The sequence below is a fragment of the Nocardia sp. 852002-51101_SCH5132738 genome, assembly GCF_001665695.1.
In the GTDB taxonomy this organism is placed as follows: domain Bacteria; phylum Actinomycetota; class Actinomycetes; order Mycobacteriales; family Mycobacteriaceae; genus Nocardia; species Nocardia nova.
Genome location: NZ_LZML01000035.1, coordinates 57,629 through 81,659, shown reverse-complemented (window position 1 = coordinate 81,659; position 24,031 = coordinate 57,629). Strand labels below are relative to the sequence as shown.

Sequence of the window (24,031 nt, the reverse complement as noted above, 5' to 3'; positions counted from 1 at the left end):
GACGCCGGGAGCGGCCCCGGTACGGCGCAGCTCACACGGATCAGGCGCCGGCCCACCACTCACCGGCGAGGTGTCCGGAACCGACCAGCACCGAGGGGCCGCGCAACCACGCCTGCCCGTGATCGATGCCCACGGTGACGGCACCGCCGGGCACCCGGACCCGCACCTGCGCCGAATCCGCCGCCGGATCGATGCCCGCACTCGTCAGCGCCGCGGCGGCCGCGGCGACCGTGCCGGTGCCGCAGGAGCGGGTTTCGCCGACGCCGCGTTCGTAGACCCGCATATCGACCGCGCCGTCCTCGCCGAGCGCGGTCAGAATCTCCACGTTCACGCCGTGCGGGAACAACTCCGGATCGAAACCGGGTGGCACGGAGAGGTCGAGCGCGGCCAGCCCGTCGGCGGTGAGCCCGGGATCGACACAGGCCAGATGCGGATTGCCTACGTCGACCCCGACTCCGGCCAACGCGCTGCCGGCGACCGTGGCGGTGGAATCACCGAGCATCCGCACCGGGCCCATACCGACGGTGACCTCGCCGTGCACCTCGTCGAAGGAATGCACGACCACCGAGCGCGCGCCCGCCCGGGTGCCGACCACGAATTCGGTATCCCGCTGCATTCCGGTGGCGAGCAGATAGTGGGCGAACACGCGCACGCCGTTGCCGCACATCTCCGCGATCGACCCGTCGGCGTTGCGATAGTCCATGAACCAGTCCGCCGCGGCCACACCGTCGGGCAGTTCGGCCAGCTCGCCGCGCTCCACCAGCGCCCCCGCCCGGGCGACGCGCAGCACACCGTCGGCGCCGATGCCCCGGCGCCGGTCACACAGCACGGTGACGGTGTCGGGGGCCAGGCGCAGGCGGGCGTCGGCGTCGGGCAGCACCACGAAATCGTTCTGGGTCCCGTGGCCCTTGCCGAATTCGATATCGGCCGCGCCGGACACCGTCTGCACCTGCTCGCTCATCGACGTCGTTCCTCCACCCGTCCCGCACTATTCACCGGCCGCGCCGGCGTTCACCTTCGATACCGACACCCGGCGCTGCCGGGATATTTCGTACAGCACGACCGAAACGGCGCAGGGGGTGACCGGCATCGCACCCGCCGGAATCCGCACCATCTCGTCGCATGCGTCGCGCCACCGCGCGTCGAGCTCGCCGTCGTCGGCGAACACCATGATCGTCGCATCCGCGAAGGTGTGCGCATCGACCGGCTCGTCGGCGGGGTCCGCACCGACACCGACCAGCCGGGCCGGGACTCCCGCGCCCGCCCGCAATTCGGCTACGGCAGCCGGTCCGGGCACTCGCACCACCGGCACCGCGAACAACGCGCCTGCCGAGGCGCGCACACACCGCGGGTCGTATTCGTCCGCGCCGGAACCGCTGATCACCACCGCGGCGGCGCCGAAGGCGTGCGCGGTGCGCAGCACACTGCCCAGCCGCAGCGCGGAGGCCGGGCGATCGATCACGACCACCGGACGTGCCGGATCGAGGCGGACCTCCGAGCCGTCCCGGCTGCGGGTGTGCGCCAGCGCCACCAGTTCCGGTGTGCCGGTATCGGGTTCGGCGAGTTCGTCGAGGGCGTCACCGACCAGTCCGATCGCCGGCACCGCGTCGTTGTCGAGCACCTCGCGCGCCCACGCCGGCAGCGGGGCGCCGAGGCGGTACAGCACCGCCTCCAGCGGCCAGCCGTTCGCCACCGCCGCGGTGATCGGTTCGCGGCCGTGGACGAGAAAGCGGCCGTCGCGCCGGCGGCGGGCGCGGTTGCCGAGATAGGCTCGCCACTCCCCCACGGAGGCATTACGGGTCGTCGATGGGCGGGTGGTCGATGGGCGGGTCACTGCCGAATCGATTCCTGTTCGTCGAGCACATGGGCCAGTACCGCATCCGCCAGGCGCGGATCGGCGCCGTCGACCCAGTGCACGCGTGGGTCGCGGCGGAACCACGAGCGTTGCCGGCGCACGTAGCGGCGGGTGCCGATCAGCGTGCGCTCACGCGCATGGCTCAGGTCGTATTCGTTGTCGAGATGAGCCAGGACTTGTGCGTAACCGATCGCCCGGCGTGCCGTCTGACCCCGGCGCAGGCCGCGGCCGATCAATTCGCGCACCTCGTCGACGAGACCCTGCGCGAACATCGTCTCGGTGCGGGTCTCGATGCGCGCGTCGAGCTCGGCGGTCTCGCGGTCGACGCCGATGATCGTGGTATTCCATCGGGGCGTGCCGCGTTGCGGCTGCGAGGCGGCGAACGGCCGGCCGGTGAGTTCGACGACCTCGAGCGCCCGGACGATCCGCCGCCCGTCGGTGGGCAGAATGGTCTGCGCCGCAACGGGATCGGCGGCGCGCAGGGCGGCATGGACGGCGGCGATCCCGTCGCGTTCGAGAACCGCCTCCCACTTCTCGCGGACGCGGGTGTCGGTGGCCGGGAATTCCCACTCGTCCAGCAGCGCCTGGACGTACATCATCGAACCGCCCACGATGACCGGCACCCGGCCGCGCGCGAGAATGTCCTCGACGTCGGCGGAGGCCGCGGCCTGATACGCGGCGACGGTGGCCGTTTCGGTCACCTCCAGCACGTCGAGCTGGTGGTGCGGAATGCCGCGGCGCTGCTGCGGCGGCAGTTTGGCGGTGCCGATATCCATGCCGCGATACAGCTGCATGGCGTCGATATTGACGATCTCCCCGTCCAGGCGAACCGCCAATTCCAATGCCAGATCCGACTTTCCGGTCGCGGTCGGGCCGATGACGGCGATGGGCGCACTCATCGCGCACCCGCCGGATACCAGACCGACGCGTGGTAGCCCACACCGAAAGGTGCTGCGCGATAGAGGGTTTCGACCTTCGGATCGGCGGTGTCGATACCGAACAGACCGGCCAGCACCTGAAAGCCGGGACGGCCCGCCACCTCGAGTTCGGCACACAGCCGCGGGTCCAGTGCGCCGAGTGCCGCGCGGTCACCGGCGTCGAGGGCGGCATCGATCCGCTGTTGTTCGCCCTCGGCACGGGGATCGAGGTATCCGGGCGAGGTGGTGGACAGGGTCGCGGCGCCGTCGGCCACGATCAGCACACCGTGCGCGCGCGGGTCGGCGTCCAGCTCGCCGCGCAATCGGGCCCCCAGATCCACGCAGCGGGCGGGCTCGGCGCCGGGATCGACCGGCAGCGCCCGCGCCTCGATGTCCTCGCCGTCCTCGGCCGCGATCCGTCCGCGCAGCCATGCGCCCACCAGCAGCGCGGCCGGCCAGTCGAATCGCGGCTCACCGCCGGGGTCCGTCGCCGACAACGCGACCCGGACGTCCGCGCCGAAGCCGCGGAAACTGCCCACGCCGGTCGTCGGCTCGGTGCCCGCGCCGACGATGGTCCAGTGCCGGGCCTGCCGGGCCAGCAGCCGCCCCGCCTCCAGGACGGCCTCGCGCAGTTGCGGTACCTGCGCGGCCGGGTGGGTGGCGTCGGTCAGCGGAGTCGCGCCGCCCAGTTCGGGAATCAGCACGAGCGGCGAGGGAATCAGCGCGGCGACACGAAACACCCGTCAACGGTAGCGGCCGCCGGGAAACGGCAGCCGAGGCCGCCGCTCACCCGGGGTGATCGTGTTCCCACCACCCTCAACCGTCACTCGGTCCACGCCACCGTTCGCAAGAGAGGGCAATTCTGTCTATTGGCTGGTTGAATGGGATCTGCTAGGGCGTAACCAGGCAGCCGTGACGCGCGGCAGGGATGAGGAGCGATGACCGACAACAGCGGAACCGAGAAGGCAGTGCATCCGGAAACCGGCGCGGCGCAGCAGTCCAGCAATCCCGCCGCGAAGCGTCCGACTCCGGCCGATGCCGCCCCGAAGCCCGGCGCGGCGCCACGCCCGGGAGTACCCAAGCCGGGCGCGCCCAAACCCTCCGCGGCGCAGCGAGCCGAACCGGCGGCGAAACCGGCGGCGACGCACCACGTCAAACCGGCTCCCGTCCCCGGCCCCGCCCATGAGCATCCGCATCCGGTGGTCGTGCCGACCGTCAGCGATCCCAGCGAATGGGGCCGGGTCGACGACGACGGCACCGCCTGGGTCAAAACCGGCGGCGGCGAACGCGTCGTCGGCTCGTGGCAGGCCGGTGACGCCGCCGAGGGCCTGGCGCATTTCGGGCGTCGCTTCGACGATCTGGCCACCGAGGTCGCGCTGCTCGAGGCTCGCCTCGCGGCCGGCACGGACGCCCGCAAGACAAAGGCCGCGGCCGTCGCGCTCGCCGAATCCCTGCCCACCGCGGCGGTGATCGGCGATGTGGACGGTCTGGCGCAGCGTCTGCAGGCGATCATCGAACATTCCGACGAGGCGGCCGCCCACGCCAAGGAGGAGAAGGAACGCACCCGGCACGAGCACACCGAGCGCAAGGAGGCGCTGTGCGCGGAGGCCGAGCAGATCGCCGCCGAATCCACCCAGTGGAAGGCGGCCGGTGACCGGCTGCGTGAAATCCTCGAGGAGTGGAAGTCCATCCGCGGGGTGGACCGCAAGGTCGACGACGCACTGTGGCGGCGCTTCTCCAAGGCGCGCGAGGCGTTCAACCGCCGCCGGGGCGCGCACTTCGCCGAACTCGATCGCGAACGCGCCGCCGCGAAGGCACGCAAAGAGGAACTGTGCGCGCGGGCCGAGGAGCTGTCCGATTCCACCGACTGGGTGGGCACCGCCGCGGTCTTCCGGGATCTGCTGACCGAGTGGAAGGCGGCCGGGCGCGCCCCCCGCGAGGCCGACGAGCAGTTGTGGCGGCGCTTCAAGAGCGCCCAGGACGTGTTCTTCGCCGCGCGCAACGCCGCCGCCTCCGAACGCGATGCCGAATTCGGGCAGAACGCGGTGGCCAAGGAGGAACTGCTGCGCCACTACGAGGACCGCATCCCCGAGCACATCGAACCCGATTCCGCGACACTGGATTCCGCGCGCGCCGCCCTGCGCGAACTGCAGGAGCGGTGGGATGCGGTCGGCAAGGTGCCGCGCGAGCGCATGCACGAACTCGAGGGCAAACTGCGGGCGCTGGAGAAGCGGGTACGCGAGGCGGTGGACGCCCAGTGGCGGCGTACCGACCCCGAAGCGATGGCTCGCGCGGCGCAGTTCCGCGAGCGGGTCGCCCAGTTCGAGGAACAGGCGGCCAAGGCCGAGGCGGCGGGCCGCACGCGCGATGCCGAGAAGGCGCTCGAGCAGGCCAAGCAATGGCGTGAATGGGCGGATGCCGCCGAGGGTGCGGTCAGCCGGCGCTGAGCCGTTCGTTCGCCGGCCGGCGGTGTCGAGTTCGCCGCCGACCGGCCGGTACGCGCCGCCGCCCCGCAGCAATCTCGACGAGGAGCCGACCATGGATGTCCGCGAGATCAATCGAGGCGTCATCGAGCAGTTCCGCGCCGGTGGCCCGATCGAGGGGATGCACCGGGATCGTCTGGTGCTTCTCACCACCACCGGCCGGCGGTCGGGGACGCCGCACACCACGCCGATGATGTTCCATCCCGACGGCGACCGGTTGCTCGTCGTCGCCTCGAACGTGGGCGCCCCGCAACATCCGGACTGGTATCTGAACCTCGTCGCCGATCCGGCGGTGACGGTCGAGGTCGACCGGGAGACCTATCCGGCCACCGCGGTACCGCTGCAGGGCGCCGACTACGACCGGGCGTGGACGGAGCTCACCGCGTTGTATCCGTTCTTCGCCGACCACGCGAAGAAGACCGAGCGCACCATCCCCGTGGTGGCGTTGCGACGCTGAGCGCCGGACCGGCTACTTGTCGTCGCCGAACAGCCGGCGCCGGTCCTGCTCTTCCTTTTCGGCGGCCGCGATGCGCCGGCGCTCTTCGGCCTCGAGCTGGAGCGCGGTCCGGCTCCACACCACGCGGATCCAGTGGAAGGTCAGCACCACGATCCCGATCGTGGCCAGAATCAGTCCGATGCCCGGTCCGGCGCCGTGGTAGTTGCCGAGGCCGGGGGTCTGGCGGTGCCAGATCGAGAGCACCCCGAAAACGCTGCCCACCGCGGATCCGGCGACCGCGACCCAAGCCAGCGCCCAGCGGCGGGTGACCAGCGCCAGCGACGAGAACCCGATCCCGAAGATCACCACGAACCATTCGAAGACCCGCGACGGCAGCCCGATGTGCTCGGCCTGCGCATGGTTGTCGAAGGCCAGCACATCCAGGCCGCGGGCGGCGCCGGCATGCGGCAGGACCAGCGACAGCAGCAGGACGAACACCGCGATCGCGACCACCATCGCCCGCGTCCCGGGATCGATCTCGCCGGCGATCTTGCGTTCGACGGCCTCGAGGTCGCCGCGGAACTGCTCGAAGACCTTCGACTCTGCGGGGTTCATGCTCTCCTCATTCGGCTCGGTCGCATCGTTCGGCTGCTGCGCCGGTGGCTGGTGCGGGTGCTGCGGCGCGGACGCGTCACCGGATCGCTCCGGTGTGGCGTCGCGATCGGCGTCCTCGTTCCCGCGTTCGGCCATCGGTCACGCCCCGCATCCGGTGTCACAACCGGCGGCCGCCGGCGGAGTCTCACAACCGGCGGCCGCCGGCGGAGTCTCCGGGGCACCGATCCGCGGCAGTCCGAGGCCCACCCCGATCGGTGCGGTCTTCGGCAGTACACCGCGTTCGTGCGCATCGCCGGCGCGGGTGCGGCGGTGGGTGTGGACCGGACCGTCGGCGATGAGGTGGTGGGGCGCCGCCTCGATGATGTCGACGGTGACGATATCGCCGGGCCGAATCGCCGCGTCGCCGGGCCGGAAGTGCACCAGCCGGCCGTCGCGCGCCCGGCCGCTCATCCGCGCGGTCGCCGCGTTCTTCTTGCCGGCGCCCTCGGCGACCAGCAGTTCGACCTCGGTGCCGATCAGCGCGCGATTGGCTTCCAGCGAGATCTGTTCCTGCAGTTCGATCAACCGGTCGTAGCGCTCCTGGACCACCGCCTTGGGCACCTGATCGGCCATGGTGGCTGCGGGCGTGCCGGGACGGATCGAATACTGGAAGGTGAAGGCGCTGGTGAACCGCGCCTGCCGGACGACGTCCAGGGTCTCCTGGAAATCCTCCTCCGTCTCGCCGGGGAAGCCGACGATGATGTCGGTGGTGATCGCGGCGTGCGGCATCGCGGCCCGCACCTTCTCGATGATGCCGAGGTAGCGATCCTTGCGGTAGGACCGGCGCATCGCCTTGAGCACCCGGTCCGAACCCGATTGCAGCGGCATGTGCAACTGCGGGCACACGTTCGGAGTCTGCGCCATCGCCTCGATGACGTCGTCGGTGAATTCCGCCGGATGCGGCGAGGTGAAACGCACCCGCTCGAGCCCGTCGATGCTGCCGCAGGCGCGCAGCAATTTCGCGAAGGCGCCGCGGTCCCGGTGTTCAGGCGCGAAGTCGGCCGGATGTCCTTGCGGCAGTGCGGGTTCGGCGAAGTTCACCCCGTAGGAGTTGACGTTCTGCCCGAGCAGCGTCACCTCGAGCACGCCCTGATCCACCAGCGCCTGCACCTCGGCCAGCACATCGCCCGGCCGCCGGTCGACCTCTTTGCCGCGCAGCGAGGGCACGATGCAGAACGTGCAGGTGTTGTTGCAGCCCACCGAGATCGACACCCAGCCGGCGTAGGCGGATTCGCGACGAGCCGGCAGCGTGGACGGGAAGGCCTCCAGCGATTCCAGGATTTCGACCTGCGCCTGCTCGTTGTGGCGGGCGCGCTCGAGCAGCACCGGCAGCGACCCGATGTTGTGGGTGCCGAAGACGACATCGACCCAGGGCGCCTTGCGCACGACGGTGTCGCGGTCCTTCTGCGCCAGGCAGCCGCCGACCGCGATCTGCATACCGGGCCGCTCGGCCTTGATCGGGGCCAGATGTCCGAGCGTTCCGTACAGTTTGTTGTCGGCGTTCTCGCGCACCGCGCAGGTGTTGAACACCACCAGATCGGCGGTCTGCCCGCCCGTCGCCTTGGTGTATCCGGCGTCCTCGAGCAGGCCCGACAGCCGTTCGGAGTCGTGCACGTTCATCTGGCAGCCGTAGGTGCGCACCTCGTAGGTCCGCGGGGACTGCGGATCGGTGGCCGAACCGGGGGCGCGTCCCGCAGCCGAATGCGCTGCAACCTGCATGGACGAATTCACGGGTCCAGGGTAGACGCTGCGCGAAATCGGACGCCCACCCCGGTCGCCCGGGACCGGGCCGCGGTGACGCCGGTCACGCGGGCGGGTGCCCAGGTCACCACCGGGTTAAGCGCAGGCGGCGACGGCGCGACGCACGCGCCAAAAGTGCGCATTTCGCGCAGGACCGCTCTAGGGTCGACTGTCATGACCGATGCTGCCGACGCAACACCCGGCACCGCCAGCGCTGGGAACACCTCCGATCCGGTCGCGGCCGAGGCATCCGCGGGAACCGCGACCGTTCCACCGATGATCTCGATGCGCAACGTGGACAAGCATTTCGGCGATCTGCATGTGCTGCGCGATGTGAATCTGGAGGTGCCGCGGGGGCAGGTGGTGATCGTGCTCGGCCCCTCCGGGTCGGGCAAATCCACGTTGTGCCGCACCGTCAATCGGCTCGAACCGATCGATTCCGGCACCATCGCCGTCGACGGTGTCGAGCTTCCGGCCGAGGGCCGCGCACTGGCGAAGTTGCGCGCCGACGTGGGCATGGTGTTCCAGTCGTTCAATCTGTTCGCGCACAAGACGATCCTGGACAACGTCGTGCTCGGGCCGGTCAAGGTGCGCCGCATCGACAAGAAGCAGGCCCGCGCGCGGGCACTGGAACTGCTCGAGCGGGTGGGCATCGCCGATCAGGCCGACAAGTATCCGGCGCAGCTGTCGGGCGGTCAGCAGCAGCGCGTGGCCATCGCCCGGGCGTTGGCGATGAATCCGAAGGTGATGCTGTTCGACGAGCCCACCTCGGCGCTGGATCCGGAAATGGTCAACGAGGTGCTGGAGGTGATGGTCGCATTGGCCAAGGAGGGCATGACGATGCTGGTGGTCACGCACGAGATGGGATTCGCCCGCCGCGCCGGAGACCGTGTGCTGTTCATGGCCGACGGCCGGATCGTCGAGGACACGGCGCCCGAAACCTTCTTCACCGCACCCGCTTCCGAGCGTGCCAAGGATTTCCTGGGCAAAATCTTGAGCCATTGATCGCAATGCACGACCGCGGCGGGATCGATGACCGGCCCGCGCACCGCGGAGGACCCTTCACACTTCACGAGAGAGAAGGCATTCGATGAGGATCACCCGAGCGCTGCGGTTCGGCATCGGCGCGCTGGCCATCGCGGTCGTCGCGACCGGATGCGGCGGCGGCAGCAACAAGACCGCCACCGAACACGCGTCGGAAGGCAAACTCACCATCGGCATCAAATTCGATCAGCCGGGTCTGGGCCTGCGCAATCGGGACGGGTCGTTCTCCGGATCCGATGTGGATGTGGCGACCTACGTCGCCGGAAAGCTCGGCGTGAGCCCGGACAAGATCACCTTCAAGGAGGCTCCCTCCGCACAACGCGAGACGCTGATCCAGAACGGGCAGGTCGATTATGTGGTCGCCACCTATTCGATCACCGATCAGCGCAAGCAGAAGGTCGACTTCGCCGGGCCGTATTACGTTGCGGGCCAATCCTTGCTGGTGCGCGCCGACAACGCCGATATCACCGGTCCGGAATCGCTGAAGGGCGGCAAGAAGCTCTGCTCGGTGAAGGGATCCACACCGGCGCAGAACATTCAGAAGAATTTCGCCAACGATGTGCAGTTGCAGGAATACGACACCTATTCGCTGTGCGTGGAGGCGCTGAAATCCGGGGCGGTGGACGCGGTCACCACCGACAACATCATTCTGGCCGGTTACGCCGCGCAATCTCCGGGCCAGTTGAAGGTGGTCGGGCAGCCGTTCACGACCGAGAACTACGGCATCGGCCTGAAGAAGGGCGACAAGGAGTCTCGCGACAAGATCAACGATGCGATCGAGGCGATGATCAACGACGGCTCCTGGAAAGCCTCGCTGGAGAAGAACTTCGGCAACACCTTCCCGATCCCGTCGCCGCCGCAGGTCGACCGCTACTGATTCGGCGCGGGTTCCGGCCGCCCGGAACCCTGTCCGGCACAGAGAAGTAGGAGGGCGCGTCCACCGTGTTCGACTTGATCTCCCGATACGACAATCAGCTGTGGGACGCCTTCTGGGTAACCATCGAACTGACCGTGTTCTCCGCCGTCGGGGCGCTGATCATCGGCACCCTGGTGGCGGCGATGCGAGTGTCGCCGATTCCGGTGGCGCGGTGGATCGGTACCGCGTATGTGACCGTGTTCCGCAATACCCCGCTCACGTTGATCCTGGTGTTCTGCTCACTCGGTCTCTATACGACCCTGGGCATCAAACTCGCGAGTGAGAGTTCGGGGCTGGATTTCCTGCCCACCAACAACTTTCGTTTCGCCGTCCTCGGCTTGAGTGTGTACACGGCGTCGTTCGTGTGTGAATCGCTGCGCGCGGGTATCAACACCGTGCCGCTGGGGCAGTCCGAGGCGGGACGGTCACTGGGCTTGACTTTCGGTCAGAATCTGCGACATGTGGTGTTGCCGCAGGCGTTCCGGTCGGTGATCGCGCCGCTGGGCAGCGTATTGATCGCGCTGACGAAGAATTCCACGATCGCGTCGGCGATCGGTGTGGCCGAGGCGGCGGCTCTGATGGCCTCCATGAACGAGACCGAGGCCGACATTCTCGCCATCGGCGCGATCTTCGCCCTCGGCTTCGTCATTCTCACGCTGCCCACCGGATTGCTGTTCGGCTGGCTGGCCAAGCGATTCGAGGTGAAGCGATGAGTGCGAATGCCTCGGTCCTCTACGACGTCCCCGGCCCGAAGGCGCGCCGGCGGCATGCGCTGTATTCGGTGCTGGTGCTGGCGGTCCTGGTGGTGCTCGGCTGGCTGGTGTGGCGGGCGTTCGACGAGAAGGGCCAGCTCACCGCCGAGAAGTGGAAGCCGTTCGTAGAGTCGGAGGTCTGGCAGACCTACATCCTGCCCGGCTTGCGCGGCACCCTGGTGGCCGCCGCGCTGGCGATCGTGTTCGCGATGGTGATCGGCGTGGTCTTCGGCTTGCTGCGCCTGTCCGAGCATCGCGTCGTGCGGTGGGTGGCCGGGGTGATCGTCGAGGTGGCCCGGGCCATTCCGGTGCTGATCCTGATGATCTTCCTCTACAACTGGTTCGCCAAGGACAATCTGTTCGCCTCCGACCAGCTGGCGCTGGCGGCCGTGGTGATCGCCCTGACCGTGTACAACGGGTCGGTGATCGCCGAGATCGTGCGCTCGGGCATTCGATCGCTGCCGCGCGGCCAGACCGAGGCGGCCCAGGCGCTGGGATTGCGCAAGGCGCAGATGATGCGGATCATCCTGCTGCCGCAGGCGGTGACGGCGATGCTGCCTGCGCTGATCTCGCAGATGGTCGTGGCGCTCAAGGACACCGCACTCGGCTACCAGATCACCTATCAGGAAATCGTGCGCCAGGGTCAGCAGCTGGGTGCGGCCGAGCAGAACACCGTGCCGGCGCTGATCGTGGTCGCCGTCATCATGATCGCCCTGAACTGGGCGCTGACTGTCCTCGCCACCAGAGTGGAGCAGCGGTTGCGGTCGCGGCGCCGGGGGCGGACGGTACTGGGTGTGAATTCGGTGCTCACCGATGCCGCGCCGGGCGTGGATCTGTCGCTGAGCCGGACCGCGGCGCCGTAACCAGGCGGTTCGGCGATCGCGGCGGATTCGGGTGCGCAGCTGGGCAGGGCGACGGTGTCGACGTCCTCCGCGGGACGAGTTGCGCTCGCACCGAGCACAACCCTCGCACCCGCCGGCTCGATGGTCGATCCTGAACGCGCACCACCCCGGTCGCCGGGCCACGCCACTCGCGGCGGCCGGGGATGGGTGTCCAATCGGCCGCTGTGCCTTCCCTGCGACTATCTGGCCAGGAAATGCCAGCCGAGCCACGCCCACAGGATTACCGCGACGATGCGGGCGGTTCGGGTGCGGGTCAGACAGCGCACGGTGTCGCCGAGGCCGGCGAACGATATACGGCGCCAATATGCCACCACCGCCGTGCTGATCACGATGACGGCCAGGACTGCGAATCCCGTGATCACGAGGGCGCGATCGGTCATTTCCGCACCAGCCACCATCCGGCCCCCAACCAGATCAGCCATCCGAGGAAGCGGCCCGGCCCAGCCTCCAGCGCGGGGCTGAGCAGGGTCGACAGGGTCGGATGGGCGGCGTCGGGGACGAGCAGTGCGGGCTGGGACAGCCAGGCATACAGTTCCCACGCCAGTACGGCTGCGAACAGGATCGACCACACCACCACCGCGCGCCGAACCGCCGGCGTGAGCGACATTCGCCGTGTCCCGACCCGAAGGGCACCGACGGCGACCACGACTGCGACACCGGCGACCAGCACCGTCGCGGCGACACCGAACGGACGGGTGAACGACCCCGCCACCGCCAGCCCGACCCAGACGGCGACCGCCCCGACGTGTCGGCGCCGGCTGCCGCCGCCCCGCACGTCGGTGGTCATCAGCGCAGCATAGGGCCTGCACCGGACACCGGTCGAGTCACGCGGGCGGGTAACCCTGCGCGAGTTCGGCGCGCACGGCGGCGTAGGCGATCGACTGCCGGTATCCCTGGCGGGCGAGCATGCCGACGAGGCGATTGACCACCTTGTCCTCAGAGAGGTTTCGCGGCAGGATGCGCATTTTGCGGCGCACCAGTTCCGCTGCTCGCTCCGCGTCGTCGTGGCCGGAATCCGCCGCTACCGCATCCGTGCCGGCGCTCTCCTCGGTATCGCCGACGGAGTTCTCGGTCCGGTTCGGCTGTGCGGCAAAGGATTGCGCGGCCGCGGCCATTTCATCCTTCACCACGGCATACGCCATGGACTGTGGGTAGCCGCGGCGGGCGAGCATGCCCACCAGCCGCGCGGTTGCCTTGTCCCGCGGTACATCGCGCGACAGCGTCGCGAGCTTTTTCCGCACCAACTCCGCGGCGTGCTCGGCGTCGTCGGGCCCGGACTTCCGCGACACCGCCCCGATCCCGCCGAGCCCGGCCCCTCCGCCGCCCCGGCCGCTCGGCGAATGATGTTCCGCTACAGAAGGCCCGGCACCGTCGGCGGGTTCGTCGTCCGCGACGGGATCTGTGTGGTCGAAACCGTCGGGGCCACTGCTCGACGTGGCGGCCGCGGCGAGCTCGTCCTTGACCACGGCGTAGGCCATGGACTGGTTGTAGCCGCGGCGGGCGAGCATGCTCACCAGCCGGTTGGTCCTCTTGTCGGTGGGGAGGTCCGGCGGCAGGGTGGTGAGCTTGCGGCGGACCAGTTCGGCGGCGCAGGCGCTCTCGTCGGCCGGGGTGATGGCGGCCAGCGCGGGCCCGGCGTCGGCGTCGGACACCCCTTTCCGTCGAAGTTCTTGCGCGAGAACCTTTTTCCCCTTGCCGGAGAAGGTGTGACGGGAATGCACCCACTGTTCGGCGAAGGCCGCATCGTCGATCAGCCCGACCTCGGCGAGGCGGTTCAATACCCGCTCGGCGACCTCGGACGCGAACCCCTTGGCCGCCAGTTTGTCCGCCAGTTCGGCGCGGCTGCGCGCCCGATCGGTGAGCAGGCGCAGGCAGATGTCCTTGGCCTGCGCCTCGGTCCCCGCCTTCGGTGCAGCGGATTGCGCGGCGTCGGAACGCTTCCCGCCGTCGGTGCCGGATCGACGCCCCGCACCCCGGCGCCCTCCCCCGTCGCCGCCGCCCCCGCGTGACCGTTTTCTCGAGCCCCGGTCGTCCGGAACGAACGAGCCGTTGTCGCTACCCTTCGGCTGCCCCTCCGCCCGGTGGATGCGGTCGGACTGACGATCGCCGTCGACGCGCTCGCCCCACCCGCGCTGCAGCGCGTCGACCTCGGCCTGCAGTGCGCGCATTCGATTGCGCGCCTGGGAGGCTTGTGTCGCAGAGCCATCACCGAAACGACCGGAGATCGCGGCTTCGACACTCGACCGCATCCGCCCCTCAGGCTCGGAACCGTCCCGCCCCTCGAGCCCACCACGACGCCCAGCGTCGGGCTCGGAACCGGACCGAATCTCCGGCTCGATGCGGGGCGGAAGCTCAGGCTCGAATACCGGCCGGTCGACGGGGCCGGATGTGCCCGTGGCATCGACCGAATCATGCTGGGCCACCGGGCCGTCGTCGGAACGCCATACACCGGTGGGCGAATCCCTCGCGTCCTGCTTCGATCGCCGGCGACGGGGCGAACCGCCCTGTCGGCGAACGGGTTTCGGCCACGACTCGTCGTCCGGGTCGCCACTGCGTCGGGAGCGGGAGTCGATGTCTTCCAGTTGCCGCCGCAGGCGTTCGACGGCGTCGAGCCGAGAGGCGCCAGGGTCCGGGAGGGGTGTGGACCCCGGCGCTTCCCGGTGCGGCATCGGTTAGAAGTCGACGGGCGCCTCGGCACCCGTGTCTGCGGTGACGTCGGCACCGATGCCGAGCTTCTCCTTGATCTTCTTCTCGATCTCGTCGCGTACGTCCGTGTTCTCCAGCAGGAACTTGCGGGCGTTCTCCTTGCCCTGGCCGAGCTGATCGCCCTCGTAGGTGTACCAGGAGCCGGACTTGCGGATGAAGCCCTGATCGACACCCATATCGATGATCGAGCCCTCCTTGGAGATGCCGGCACCGTAGAGGATGTCGAATTCGGCCTGCTTGAACGGCGGCGACACCTTGTTCTTGACGACCTTGACGCGGGTGCGGTTACCCACCGCATCGCTGCCGTCCTTCAGCGTCTCGATGCGGCGCACATCCAGACGCACGGAGGCGTAGAACTTCAATGCCTTACCACCCGTGGTGGTTTCGGGCGAGCCGAACATCACGCCGATCTTCTCGCGCAGCTGGTTGATGAAGATGGCGGTGGTGCCGGAGTTGTTGAGCGCACTGGTCATCTTGCGCAGCGCCTGGCTCATCAGGCGGGCCTGCAGACCGACGTGGCTGTCACCCATCTCGCCCTCGATTTCCGCACGCGGTACCAGCGCCGCGACGGAGTCGATGACGATGATGTCCAGCGCGCCGGAGCGCACCAGCATGTCGGCGATCTCCAGCGCCTGCTCACCGGTGTCGGGCTGCGACACCAGCAGGGCGTCGGTGTCGACACCGAGTTTGCGGGCGTATTCCGGATCCAGCGCGTGCTCGGCGTCGATGAAGGCCGCGAGTCCGCCGTTGGCCTGCGCGTTGGCGATGGCGTGCAGAGCGACCGTGGTCTTACCGGAGGATTCCGGACCGTAGATCTCCACGACGCGGCCACGCGGCAGACCGCCGATGCCCAGCGCCACATCCAGCGCGATCGAACCCGTCGGAATGACCGAGATGGGCTGATGCGCCTCCTCGCCCAGGCGCATGATCGCGCCCTTACCGAAGCTCTTCTCGACCTGCGCCAGAGCGAGCTCGAGCGCCTTGTCGCGGTCGTAGGCCTGTGGTGCCATCGTCTGTTCCCCTTCTGACGGGTAAGTCTCGTTGTGTGGTTAGCGCCCACGGTAGAGGGCGGCACCGACAAGTTCTGACGGCAAGCTTAGACGAACACGTGTTCGAGGCAAGCGACGCGCCCGCCGACACGCACGGCAGCCGCACAGCCGCACCCCGTTCCCGGCAATCGCCGCGCTGTCCGGCCGGTCATGCGGCCTCGATCCGGCCGTGGCCTCGTCATCGAGTTGCCGTCGGCACCACCGCGATCCGGTCGGTCTGCATCAACGCCTGCGCCTGTTTCAGCATCCGCAGCGTCGGGGTGACCTCGACGTCGACGATCCCGTCCAGAGCCCCCAGCCGCTCGGTGAGGTAGCGGTACAGGTGCGAACTGTCGCGGCAGACGATGGAGGCGACCAGATTGGTGGGCCCGGTGGTGGCCGCGACGAACGCCGTCTCCGGATGGGTGGCGATCGCCCGGCCGACGGCGTCGAGCTCGGCCGGGCGCGTCCGCACCCACAGCGAGGCCCGCACCGCGTATCCCATGCGCTCGACGGCGAAATCGAGATCGAAATACAGCACGCCCGCCGCCGCCAGCTCGGACATCCGCCGCGCGACCCGGGTCGGACTCCAGCCGGTTTCGGCCGCCAGCCGGGCATAGGAGGCGCGTCCGTCGCGGGCCAGCAGCGCGAGCATCGCCTCGTCGGCCGCGGACAGGTCCATCGGCGCGTCGGGTCCGCGCTGATCGTTCATCGCGGGCCGCGGTCCCAGCCGCCGCAGCTGTTCGGCGGTCAGCAAGCGGCTGTAGCGCGGCCACTCCTCCGCCAGCGGAAACCGGTGGATGATCTCGTAGGCCATCAACCCGGTGACCTGGCTGGCCCGCGGAAGAACGTTGAGCAGCAACGCATCTCGCTGTTCGATCGAGCGCGGGCGGCTCACACAGGTGACCTCCGAACCGGTCGACAGCAGCGCCACCCAGCTCACATCCGGCAGCCGCGCCAGCGATTCGGCCAGCCGCAGCGCCTTGTCCGGGGTGGACCGCACCCGCAGCATCCAGCGCGTATTCCCCAGCGGCATGGCGTTGACCTGGCCGGAGACGTGCAGGATGCCGCGTTGGCGCATCGATCGATAGCGGCGGGCCACGGTTTGCTCGGAGACACCGAGGATCGCGCCGAGGGTGGCGAACGGGATGCGGGCATCGGTGACCAGGCCGTGCACGATCTGCTTGTCGAGCGTATCGAGAACGGAGGATTCGATTTCGTCTTCGGGGTTCACAGGCGGAATCTCGCATCGACGGCCGGATAGCTGGATGGATATTCAAACATCTCGCACGCTTGGCGTCGATATCGTTCGCACTACCCGGAGGTCGCCGTGCGGAAATGGCTCCCCTTGTTCGCGGCGTGCCTCGGCACGCTCATGCTGCTCATCGACGTCACGATCGTCAACGTCGCGCTCCCGGACATCGCCGCCGATCTCGGCACCGGACTGTCGGGATTGCAATGGGTCGTCGACGGCTACGCGCTGGGCCTGGCGGCACTGCTGCTGGTGCTGGGCTCGTTCGCCGACCGATTCGGCGCCAAACCCACCTATCTCGCGGGTCTGGCGATATTCGCGGCCGCCTCTCTGGCCTGCGGACTGGCTCAGTCCTCGGCCCTGCTGGTGGCCGCGCGGGCCGTGCAGGGAGTGGGCGGTGCGGCCATGTTCGCGACCACTCTGTCGCTGCTGCACGCCACCTACATCGGCCGCGATCGCGGCACCGCGTTCGGCGCGTGGGGTGCGGTCGCCGGGGCGGCCGCCGGCATCGGGGTGGTGCTCGGCGGGGTACTGACCGACCTGCTGTCGTGGCGGTGGATCTTCCTGGTGAACCTGCCGATCGCGGCGGTCACCATCGTGCTGTCGCTGTACGCCTTCGGCCCGTCGCCGCGCCGGCCCGGCCGTAGCGTGGACGTCGCCGGGATGGCCGCCTTCGCCGTCGCGGCGACCGCGCTGACCTACGGCATCATCCGGGGCGGGGAAGACGGGTGGGGCGACGGCGCGGCAGTCGGCACGCTGATCCTCGGCGCGATCGCGCTCGCCGGCTTCGCTCTCGTCGAATCACGCAGCGCCACACCGATGTTCCCGCTCGCACTGCTGCGCAACCGGGAATTCACGGCCACCCTGGTCGCGGCGGCGGGCTTCAATTTCGCCGCCTTCGCGAGCAGTCCCCTGATCTCGCTGTGGTTGCAGCAGCCGCTGCAGCTCAGCCCGCTGCGCGCCGGCCTGTCCATGCTGCCGATGGCGGCGACGGCGTTCGTGGTCTCGGGCGCGTTCGGGCGGTGGCTGCACGACGTGGCTCCCCGCTGGACCATCGGTGGCGGATTGGTGATCACCGGTATCGGGGCGGGCCTGCTCGGCGTGATCGACGCCGGATCCACCTGGAGCGCACTCCTTTTCGGCTACGTGGTGATCGGCATCGGCATCGGTGTGCTCGCGCCGCCGCTGGTGGCGGTCGCGATGGCCGCGGTGCCTCCGCAGCAGAGCGGCACCGCCGCCGGAGCGGTGAACACCGCCCGGCAGCTGGGCCTGGCCCTCGGTGTCGCGGTACTCGGCACGGTATTCCGCAGCTCGGCGGGCGAGGGCCGGATCACGGTGTCGCAGTTCGTGTCCGGGCTGGACGCCGCGGTCGCGGTGGCGGCGGGTGTGGGCATCGTTCTCGGCATCATCGCCTTCGCCCTGTTCCGCACCCGTGCCGGGACCACCGAGCCGGCGGAACCGGCTGCCGCCGAGATCCAGGTCGGCTGAATCGGCGCCGATTGCCCGGAGAAAATGCGGTCACCCTTCGGATCCGAGCCCCGCCGGCAATCGCGGCGGGGTTCCCTGAGTCCAGGTGATGCGCAGCGAGGAGGCCCGGATCCGCCAGCCGTCGGCTGTGCGGACCAATTCGGTGTCGGCATGGCCCGCAGAGATGAACACCGCCTCGGAACCATCGGCGAGGACATGGGTGCTCAACTGAGCGCCGCGCGCCGTGGCGCGGTCGCCGTCGATCTCGATCACCGCGTTGGTTCCCAGGTGAACGGTCCGGTCGAACAGCGCCATCCCGCGCCGGATGTGCGCGAGTACGGCGTCGCGGCCGTGGACGGTGCCGATCGGCATCTCCGCGGTCGCGTCCTCGGTGTAGTAGGTGCGCGCCCACCGGTCGTCGAACACACCCTCGTCGAGCGAACGCAGATAGCGGTCCAGCAAGTCGGTTATCTCGGACCGGTCCAGTAGTTCCCGAATCCGGTTCTCGGTGATCTCGGTATCCATGCGACCACCCTGCAACCTCGAGCAAGCTCGAGGTCAAGGTCGCTGTGACGCAGCCGACGGCCGGCGCTCACCAGCGGTTCTTCGGTACGTCGAATTCCGCACACAAGGCCCGCCAGACCTCGCGCGGGTCGATACCGTCCTCGATCGCCTGGGCGCCGGTACGGCCGTTCATCGAGGGCAGGACATGATCGGCCAGCAGCAGGTCGCCGCGGGCGACGCCGAATTCGGTATGCAAGAGTTCCTGAAATTCAGTCAACCGCACCGTGCCGAGGGTACCGGTCGCGCACGAACCGCCGGCGGGCGTGCGGTCAGCTCGCGCGAGCCCGATCCAGCGTGCGGTGACAGATGTCGATCGGATCGGCGACATCGGAGACGGTGGCCGCGGCCGCGGCGGCGGCCTTGCGATAGGACTCGTCGCCGAGAACGGTGTGCACCGCCGCGCGCAGCGATTCCGGGGTGAACGGCCGCACCAGCAGCGAACTCCCCTGGCGGACGGCACGATTGGCCAGTTCCCACTGATCCCCGCCACCGGGCACCGTCACGATCGGCACGCCGGCGAGCAGAGTTTTGGCCAGCAATCCGTGTCCCCCGCCGCCGACCACCACGGCGGCGTGGCGCAACAGCTCGTCCTGCCGTCCCAGACCCGCCGTCGCCCACGGCGGAAGATCCGCAGGGGGCGTATCGAGCATCGAAATCGCCACGCGCACAGCACTGTCCGCGAGCGCCTCCAACGCACCGGTCGCCAGATCATCGAACCCGGTCCGGGCGGTCGAGGGCGCGACCACCACCAGCGGCCGGTCGCCGGGCGGCGGCGCCAGCAGCTCCGAGGTCGGCTCCCACAACAGCGGCCCCACCACGTGCGCGTCCGCGGGCCAATCCGGCCGTTCGACCTCCAGAGCGGGCAGCGTGGCGATCAACCGCGCGTCCGGACCCGGATCCACCTCCGGCAGGCCCACACTCGCCCGGGCCGCTCCACGCTGGCGCTCACCGCGGGTAATGGCGCGCGCGGTCAGCCCGCGCAGCACCGTATCGCGCATCCGCCCACGCAGGCCCTCCCCCGGCGCGAGCCCACTGCCGATGGGAGGCAACGCTTTCGACGGCAGATACAGCGGATGCGGCGACAACTCGACCCACGGCACCCCCAGCCGCTCGGCGGCCATCCCACCGCCGGCGGTGAGCACATCCGAAACCACCAGCTCCGGCAGCATCGCACTGAGATCGGGGAGGATCTCCGAGGAGATATGCGCCGCGCGTTCGTGGATCCGCGCGCCGGCGTCGGCGTCGTCGTCCTGCGGGCGCGGCGCCAAACCCTTCAACCGCCGCACCGCGATGCCCGCGTCCCGCGCCGCATCGAACCAGCGCGGACTGGTGAACAACACCGGATCATCGCCCGCCTGAAGAAACCGCAGGCACAGCGCGATCGCCGGAAACGCATGACCCGGATCCGGACCCGCGACGACAGCCACTCGCATGCGCCCCACCCTGCCATACCCCCTCCCTGCCCGATGCCGGGCGGGCACAGCTACCCGACGGTCATGAACGGCGCCCGGGACGATCGTGGCCGCTCACAGTGCCGGCGATCAGTCGGCGAAGTGGTACAGCTCGAATCCGACCGCCCGCTCGGCATCGAAACCCGCTTGCGGTCCCGTGGCCCGATCCACGATGGCGCGGGCCTGATCCGCCACCGGCTCGTCGCTCAGCGCGCTCAGGTAGCGACTGTGCTGCATCAGCGAATCCACCGCCGCCCGAACGGTATCGGTGACATCCACCGCATGCGTCGCCACCGGACCCACCACCGCCGCCCAGCGCGGCGTCCAGATCGGCAATTCGGCCAGCTCCGGGAAGATCCATTCGTTGCCCGCGTCCGAGATCGCGTCCAGCGCACTGCGCCCCACCGCGCGATGATCGGCGCTGTTCGCATAACCCGGCGCCCAGGTGTCGCCGAAATTGAACAACACCACCATCTCCGGTCGATGCCGCCGGATCGCCGCGGCCAGATCGCGGCGCAAACCGAGCCCACCCTCGATCCGCCCGTCCGGATAGCCGAGAAACTCCACATCCTCGACCCCGACCGCGCGCGCCGACGCGATCTCCTCCTGCTCCCGCACCGGACCACACTCGGCCGGCGGCAGGCCCGCGATCCCGGCCTCGCCGCTGGTCGCCAGCAGATACCGGATGTGCTTACCCTGCTTCGTCCAGCGCGCCACCGCGGCCGCGGCACCGTACTCGATATCGTCGGGATGGGCGACGATCACCAGACCGCGCTCCCAATCCTCGGGTAGCTCTAACATCTGCCTCCGCTTCGCTCCGTCGGTCCACAATCGAGGCGGCCGAGAACCATGAACGTGCACCGCTCCGAAACGCTAACACGACCGGTTCCTCGGCTTCGCCGTCGCGAAACAGCAAGGGGCCGTTCGGTATTCGTACCGAACGGCCCTGGGTTGGCTCACTACAGTTTGGTGACCGTCGACTTGTTCGAGCCGGAGACGGCCTTGTACAGCAGGTACAGGCCGAAGACCACGACGCTGATCATCAGGATCGGGAACAACGCCTTGACCAGCGCGCCGATCACGATCAGCGCCAGCCACACGAGCGCGACGACGCCCAGAATCTTCCAGAACATGTCCATTCCTCCCGAAGGTTTCCGAACCGCCGTCAACGCGATCCGACTCCTCCATACTGTCAACTCGACGCCGGAAAATCACCAGGTCACAACCGATATCCGGGAAATATCAGGGTGAACCCCTAGCCGGATCAGCCGCGAGGATCGGCCCTGAACGCGGCGCCACCGGCCCCAGGGACCCGACGCCGCCCAAGTGCCCGCGCTCAGTGCCGGTCGGCCAGGTCGGTGAGGGCCTGAGCCCAGCCGTCCAGTCGGTCGGCCGCCTCGCGCAGGGTGAACATGGTCCAGCCGAATTCGTCCGCCGGGGCCGGCGCTTCGCTCGCCCCGGCCGCCAGGATCTGACCGGCCGCGGCGACAAGCTGCTCGTATTCGGTCACGCCGGATTCCAGCCGGCCGACCATCGCGCCCGATTGCTGCCGCAATCCCGCCCCGGCATGCGAGGTCGCAACCACCGCGAGCGCCTTTTCCATCGCCGCGATATCCCCGGCGAGAGCGTGCAGGGCGGCCGCGCCGGATGCCGCGGTCGCCACGGTGTCGGCGAAATCGTCGGCCGGGATTCGCCCGCTCGCCTCGATCTGACGGCCGAGGGCGTGAAAGGCGCGTTCCGCCCGGACCAGCCGGGCGATGGGCGCCCGCGCCGCGGACTGCGCTGCGGGCAGCCGCCGGGGTACGAACGCCGCGGGCGGCAAGGGGTTTCGACGCAACTCCAGGTATCGGCGGGTGCTCACCGCCGCGCCGGTCACCAGCGCGGCCGCACCGCCACCGACCACCACAACCGCCCACACGGGCGCCGAGATCGCGACCAGTCCGGCCGTTCCCAGCGCGGTCACGCCCGAGGCCGCGCTCCAGCGGAGGCTGCGTCGCCGCACCCGCCGCCGGCGGCGAAGTTCCCGCTCCCGCGGGTCGGCCCACTTCCGGACCGCATGCAAGGCGAATTCCCCGGCGTCGCGTAGCGTGCCCGGAACCCGCGCGGCGCGTGCGAGCGGCTCCTCCGCGGCCACGGTGTGGGCGATGGGATCGCGAAACGCACCTCGGCCAGGCGAACGACGGCGCTCGCGCGCATTCCCACCGGCTCCGCGTGATCCGGTGGGCGACCAAGCGGGCCCGCTGTCCGGCTCACGGATCTCGTGGTCGACGCCGTGAGCGCTCGGGTTGTCCGTGTCCGATGCGGGATCGACTATCGTCCGGCCGCCATCGGATTCGATATCGGGAGCCTTGCCACGCCGACGAGACCGACGACCGGACGGCGCTACACGACGACCGCGCAGAATCTCGCGCGCCGCGCGGCGACGGGTGTTCACGTCTCGGCCCTCGGCCCGGGAGTTCCGGTCCGCGGCCGTGTCGTCCACCGCCTCGGACGATCGACGGTGCGCACCGGCACCTTCGGGCTCGGCATACGCGGCGGATGTGGTCACGCCCGGCGGCGAGGGATCGTCGACGCCGGTCACCGCGTTCTCCTCGAAAGCCGGTGAAGGCGTGGCCGCACCGGAAACGCGATGCCGCTCAATGGATTCGGCGATCGACTGCCACGCGGCGGCGTCGGTGACGGGTGGGGAGGTCGTCAGTGGCGTCCGCGCCGCATCGGCCGACGGTGCGGCGGAGGCGGGCGGCGCGGCCGCGGCGCCGCGAGCGGATCGGGACCAGGGCCGCGCACGGGTCGGCGCGGGCTCGTTACCTGCCCGCGTTCGTCCCATCTGCCCAGCCTTCCGATCGACCCGCTACGCGCCTTACTGCTGCGCGGCCTGGCCCTTGTTCACCTGCGGCTGAGCCGGGTTGGCGATGGACTGACCGGCGGAGTCACCCGAGGGCAGCGCGTCGCCACGCATGGAGGCGCGGATCTGCTCGAGGCGGTTGTGGCCGGCCATCTGCACGCTGGCCTGCTGCACCTCCATCATGCGGCCCTGCACGGTGTTCTGCGCGAGCTCGGCGGCGCCCAGCGCGTTGGCGTAGCGACGCTCGATCTTCTCGCGCACCGCGTCCAGGCTGGGGGTGCTGCCGGGAGCGGACAGCGTCGAATCCATCTGCTGCAGCGATGCGGAGACCTGCTCCTGCATCTTGGCCTGCTCGAGCTGGCTGAGCAGCTTGGTGCGCTCGGCGACCTTCTGCTGCAGCAGCATGGCGTTCTGCTCGACCGCCTTCTTGGCCTGGGCGGCGGCCTGCAGCGACTGGTCGTGCAGCACCTTCAGGTCCTCGACGGACTGTTCGGCGGTGACCAGCTGGGCCGCGAACGCCTCGGCGGCGTTGGTGTACTGGATCGCCTTGTCGGCATCGCCGGCGGCATTGGCCTGATCGGCCAGCTGGACGGCCTGGCGCGCGTTGGCGTTGAGCTTCTCGACCTCGTCGAGCTGACGGTTGAGCTTCATCTCCAGCTGGCGCTGGTTACCGATCACCGACGCGGCCTGCTGCGACAGGGCCTGGTGTTGACGCTGGGCTTCCTCGATAGCCTGCTGAATCTGCACCTTCGGATCCGCATGCTCCTCGATCTTCGAATCGAAGAGGGCCATCAGGTACTTCCAGGCCTTCACGAACGGATTAGCCATCGATTGATCCCGCCTCCATCTGACTACGCCGCGCCCCAGCACGGCGGCGGTGCGCGACCGTCACGCACCCCTGTGTCCCTATCCTCCACGGCATCGGATCCGGGCTGCCGAACCACCCGTAACCGACGCTTACAGAGAATCTATCGGTTTCCGCTCCGTCGTACAGCCTTGCCGGCGCCGATCCGGCGCCG

At 69.4% G+C, this 24,031-nt stretch carries 24 protein-coding genes and 1 pseudogene; 7 read left to right on the top strand and 18 right to left on the bottom strand.

The genetic code is table 11. From position 1 onward, the window contains the following. Positions 1–40: 40 nt before the first annotated feature. The 4 genes from dapF to A5789_RS05430 all read right to left on the bottom strand — a co-directional run bounded on the left by dapF (position 41) and on the right by A5789_RS05430 (position 3,512). On the bottom strand, positions 41–922 hold the full coding sequence (gene dapF / locus A5789_RS05445) for a diaminopimelate epimerase (RefSeq protein ID WP_064901958.1): 882 nt from the start codon (positions 920–922) through the stop codon (positions 41–43). A 66-nt stretch (positions 923–988) separates the two neighbouring features. Continuing rightward, the gene (locus A5789_RS05440; RefSeq protein ID WP_227462860.1) at positions 989–1,786 is read right to left on the bottom strand and encodes an RNA methyltransferase; all 798 of its coding nucleotides are present in this window, start codon (positions 1,784–1,786) and stop codon (positions 989–991) included. A gap of 44 nt (positions 1,787–1,830) precedes the next feature. Beyond that, entirely contained in the window at positions 1,831–2,754 is a 924-nt protein-coding gene (gene miaA, locus A5789_RS05435; protein ID WP_063017443.1) for a tRNA (adenosine(37)-N6)-dimethylallyltransferase MiaA, read from the bottom strand. Beyond that, positions 2,751–3,512 (bottom strand): hypothetical protein, encoded by a 762-nt coding sequence (locus A5789_RS05430; protein ID WP_063017441.1) that lies wholly within the window; start codon positions 3,510–3,512, stop codon positions 2,751–2,753. Before A5789_RS05430 ends, miaA begins: the two co-directional genes overlap by 4 nt. Before the next feature lie 198 nt (positions 3,513–3,710). Between A5789_RS05430 and A5789_RS05425 the strand changes: the two genes are divergently transcribed. After that, entirely contained in the window at positions 3,711–5,219 is a 1,509-nt protein-coding gene (locus A5789_RS05425; RefSeq protein WP_063017439.1) for a DUF349 domain-containing protein, read from the top strand. A 91-nt stretch (positions 5,220–5,310) separates the two neighbouring features. Further along, a complete protein-coding gene (locus A5789_RS05420) occupies positions 5,311–5,712 on the top strand; it encodes a nitroreductase family deazaflavin-dependent oxidoreductase (protein ID WP_064901960.1) in 402 nt (133 codons plus the stop codon). Between the two features lie 12 nt (positions 5,713–5,724). Here A5789_RS05420 and A5789_RS05415 read toward each other — a convergent pair whose 3' ends face one another. Together A5789_RS05415 and miaB are read right to left on the bottom strand one after the other, a co-directional pair. Then, entirely contained in the window at positions 5,725–6,306 is a 582-nt protein-coding gene (locus tag A5789_RS05415; protein WP_063017477.1) for a hypothetical protein, read from the bottom strand. A gap of 138 nt (positions 6,307–6,444) precedes the next feature. Beyond that, positions 6,445–8,064 (bottom strand): tRNA (N6-isopentenyl adenosine(37)-C2)-methylthiotransferase MiaB, encoded by a 1,620-nt coding sequence (gene miaB / locus A5789_RS05410; RefSeq protein WP_064901952.1) that lies wholly within the window; start codon positions 8,062–8,064, stop codon positions 6,445–6,447. Between the two features lie 297 nt (positions 8,065–8,361). Between miaB and A5789_RS05405 the strand changes: the two genes are divergently transcribed. From A5789_RS05405 to A5789_RS05390, 4 genes are all read left to right on the top strand, one after another. Continuing rightward, entirely contained in the window at positions 8,362–9,090 is a 729-nt protein-coding gene (locus A5789_RS05405) for an amino acid ABC transporter ATP-binding protein (RefSeq protein WP_063017471.1), read from the top strand. Positions 9,091–9,175: 85 nt separating this feature from the next. After that, positions 9,176–10,006 (top strand): glutamate ABC transporter substrate-binding protein, encoded by an 831-nt coding sequence (locus A5789_RS05400; protein ID WP_064901953.1) that lies wholly within the window; start codon positions 9,176–9,178, stop codon positions 10,004–10,006. 65 nt (positions 10,007–10,071) lie between these two features. Next, entirely contained in the window at positions 10,072–10,758 is a 687-nt protein-coding gene (locus tag A5789_RS05395; protein ID WP_063017436.1) for an amino acid ABC transporter permease, read from the top strand. After that, positions 10,755–11,660, top strand: coding sequence for an amino acid ABC transporter permease (locus tag A5789_RS05390; RefSeq protein ID WP_064901954.1), 906 nt, complete (start codon positions 10,755–10,757; stop codon positions 11,658–11,660). Before A5789_RS05395 ends, A5789_RS05390 begins: the two co-directional genes overlap by 4 nt. Positions 11,661–11,878: 218 nt before the next feature. Here A5789_RS05390 and A5789_RS05385 read toward each other — a convergent pair whose 3' ends face one another. From A5789_RS05385 to A5789_RS05365, 5 genes and pseudogenes are all read right to left on the bottom strand, one after another. Continuing rightward, a complete protein-coding gene (locus tag A5789_RS05385) occupies positions 11,879–12,079 on the bottom strand; it encodes a DUF6186 family protein (RefSeq protein ID WP_064901955.1) in 201 nt (66 codons plus the stop codon). After that, positions 12,076–12,486, bottom strand: a complete 411-nt coding sequence (locus tag A5789_RS05380; RefSeq protein WP_064901956.1) for a hypothetical protein — start codon at positions 12,484–12,486, stop codon at positions 12,076–12,078. Before A5789_RS05380 ends, A5789_RS05385 begins: the two co-directional genes overlap by 4 nt. Positions 12,487–13,138: 652 nt before the next feature. Then, positions 13,139–13,786, bottom strand: a pseudogene (gene recX / locus A5789_RS36300) (recombination regulator RecX); the annotation flags it as partial. Between the two features lie 585 nt (positions 13,787–14,371). Then, positions 14,372–15,415, bottom strand: a complete 1,044-nt coding sequence (recA, locus tag A5789_RS05370; RefSeq protein ID WP_064904203.1) for a recombinase RecA — start codon at positions 15,413–15,415, stop codon at positions 14,372–14,374. Positions 15,416–15,632: 217 nt separating this feature from the next. Then, the gene (locus tag A5789_RS05365) at positions 15,633–16,667 is read right to left on the bottom strand and encodes an Lrp/AsnC family transcriptional regulator (protein WP_227463068.1); all 1,035 of its coding nucleotides are present in this window, start codon (positions 16,665–16,667) and stop codon (positions 15,633–15,635) included. 96 nt (positions 16,668–16,763) lie between these two features. Here A5789_RS05365 and A5789_RS05360 point away from each other — a divergent pair, with 96 nt between their 5' ends. Then, on the top strand, positions 16,764–18,173 hold the full coding sequence (locus tag A5789_RS05360; RefSeq protein WP_064904201.1) for an MFS transporter: 1,410 nt from the start codon (positions 16,764–16,766) through the stop codon (positions 18,171–18,173). 30 nt (positions 18,174–18,203) lie between these two features. On the opposite strand, the gene A5789_RS05355 is transcribed toward A5789_RS05360, so the two are convergent. The 7 genes from A5789_RS05355 to pspA all read right to left on the bottom strand — a co-directional run bounded on the left by A5789_RS05355 (position 18,204) and on the right by pspA (position 23,840). Beyond that, positions 18,204–18,677 (bottom strand): nuclear transport factor 2 family protein, encoded by a 474-nt coding sequence (locus tag A5789_RS05355; protein ID WP_063017425.1) that lies wholly within the window; start codon positions 18,675–18,677, stop codon positions 18,204–18,206. A gap of 67 nt (positions 18,678–18,744) precedes the next feature. Continuing rightward, a complete protein-coding gene (locus A5789_RS05350; protein WP_030513212.1) occupies positions 18,745–18,939 on the bottom strand; it encodes a DUF3046 domain-containing protein in 195 nt (64 codons plus the stop codon). Between the two features lie 46 nt (positions 18,940–18,985). Beyond that, positions 18,986–20,149, bottom strand: coding sequence for a glycosyltransferase (locus tag A5789_RS05345; protein ID WP_063017423.1), 1,164 nt, complete (start codon positions 20,147–20,149; stop codon positions 18,986–18,988). A 108-nt stretch (positions 20,150–20,257) separates the two neighbouring features. Then, a complete protein-coding gene (locus tag A5789_RS05340) occupies positions 20,258–20,968 on the bottom strand; it encodes a PIG-L deacetylase family protein (protein WP_064904199.1) in 711 nt (236 codons plus the stop codon). 158 nt (positions 20,969–21,126) lie between these two features. Beyond that, positions 21,127–21,300, bottom strand: coding sequence for a hypothetical protein (locus tag A5789_RS37200; RefSeq protein WP_030513209.1), 174 nt, complete (start codon positions 21,298–21,300; stop codon positions 21,127–21,129). A gap of 203 nt (positions 21,301–21,503) precedes the next feature. Next, on the bottom strand, positions 21,504–22,994 hold the full coding sequence (locus A5789_RS37645; protein WP_231956631.1) for a hypothetical protein: 1,491 nt from the start codon (positions 22,992–22,994) through the stop codon (positions 21,504–21,506). A gap of 33 nt (positions 22,995–23,027) precedes the next feature. Beyond that, the gene (gene pspA, locus A5789_RS05325) at positions 23,028–23,840 is read right to left on the bottom strand and encodes a phage shock protein PspA (protein ID WP_030513206.1); all 813 of its coding nucleotides are present in this window, start codon (positions 23,838–23,840) and stop codon (positions 23,028–23,030) included. Positions 23,841–24,031: the final 191 nt, after the last annotated feature.

Coding starts and splice junctions, on each gene's coding strand:
- miaA (WP_063017443.1), bottom strand. CDS start 2,754: ATGAGTGCGCCCATCGCCGTCATCGGCCCGACCGCGACCGGAAAGTCG.
- A5789_RS05425 (WP_063017439.1), top strand. CDS start 3,711: ATGACCGACAACAGCGGAACCGAGAAGGCAGTGCATCCGGAAACCGGC.
- A5789_RS05420 (WP_064901960.1), top strand. CDS start 5,311: ATGGATGTCCGCGAGATCAATCGAGGCGTCATCGAGCAGTTCCGCGCC.
- A5789_RS05415 (WP_063017477.1), bottom strand. CDS start 6,306: ATGAACCCCGCAGAGTCGAAGGTCTTCGAGCAGTTCCGCGGCGACCTC.
- miaB (WP_064901952.1), bottom strand. CDS start 8,064: ATGCAGGTTGCAGCGCATTCGGCTGCGGGACGCGCCCCCGGTTCGGCC.
- A5789_RS05405 (WP_063017471.1), top strand. CDS start 8,362: ATGATCTCGATGCGCAACGTGGACAAGCATTTCGGCGATCTGCATGTG.
- A5789_RS05400 (WP_064901953.1), top strand. CDS start 9,176: ATGAGGATCACCCGAGCGCTGCGGTTCGGCATCGGCGCGCTGGCCATC.
- A5789_RS05390 (WP_064901954.1), top strand. CDS start 10,755: ATGAGTGCGAATGCCTCGGTCCTCTACGACGTCCCCGGCCCGAAGGCG.
- A5789_RS05385 (WP_064901955.1), bottom strand. CDS start 12,079: ATGACCGATCGCGCCCTCGTGATCACGGGATTCGCAGTCCTGGCCGTC.
- A5789_RS05380 (WP_064901956.1), bottom strand. CDS start 12,486: ATGACCACCGACGTGCGGGGCGGCGGCAGCCGGCGCCGACACGTCGGG.
- recA (WP_064904203.1), bottom strand. CDS start 15,415: ATGGCACCACAGGCCTACGACCGCGACAAGGCGCTCGAGCTCGCTCTG.
- A5789_RS05355 (WP_063017425.1), bottom strand. CDS start 18,677: ATGGATACCGAGATCACCGAGAACCGGATTCGGGAACTACTGGACCGG.
- A5789_RS05345 (WP_063017423.1), bottom strand. CDS start 20,149: ATGCGAGTGGCTGTCGTCGCGGGTCCGGATCCGGGTCATGCGTTTCCG.
- A5789_RS05340 (WP_064904199.1), bottom strand. CDS start 20,968: ATGTTAGAGCTACCCGAGGATTGGGAGCGCGGTCTGGTGATCGTCGCC.
- A5789_RS37200 (WP_030513209.1), bottom strand. CDS start 21,300: ATGTTCTGGAAGATTCTGGGCGTCGTCGCGCTCGTGTGGCTGGCGCTG.
- A5789_RS37645 (WP_231956631.1), bottom strand. CDS start 22,994: ATGGGACGAACGCGGGCAGGTAACGAGCCCGCGCCGACCCGTGCGCGG.
- pspA (WP_030513206.1), bottom strand. CDS start 23,840: ATGGCTAATCCGTTCGTGAAGGCCTGGAAGTACCTGATGGCCCTCTTC.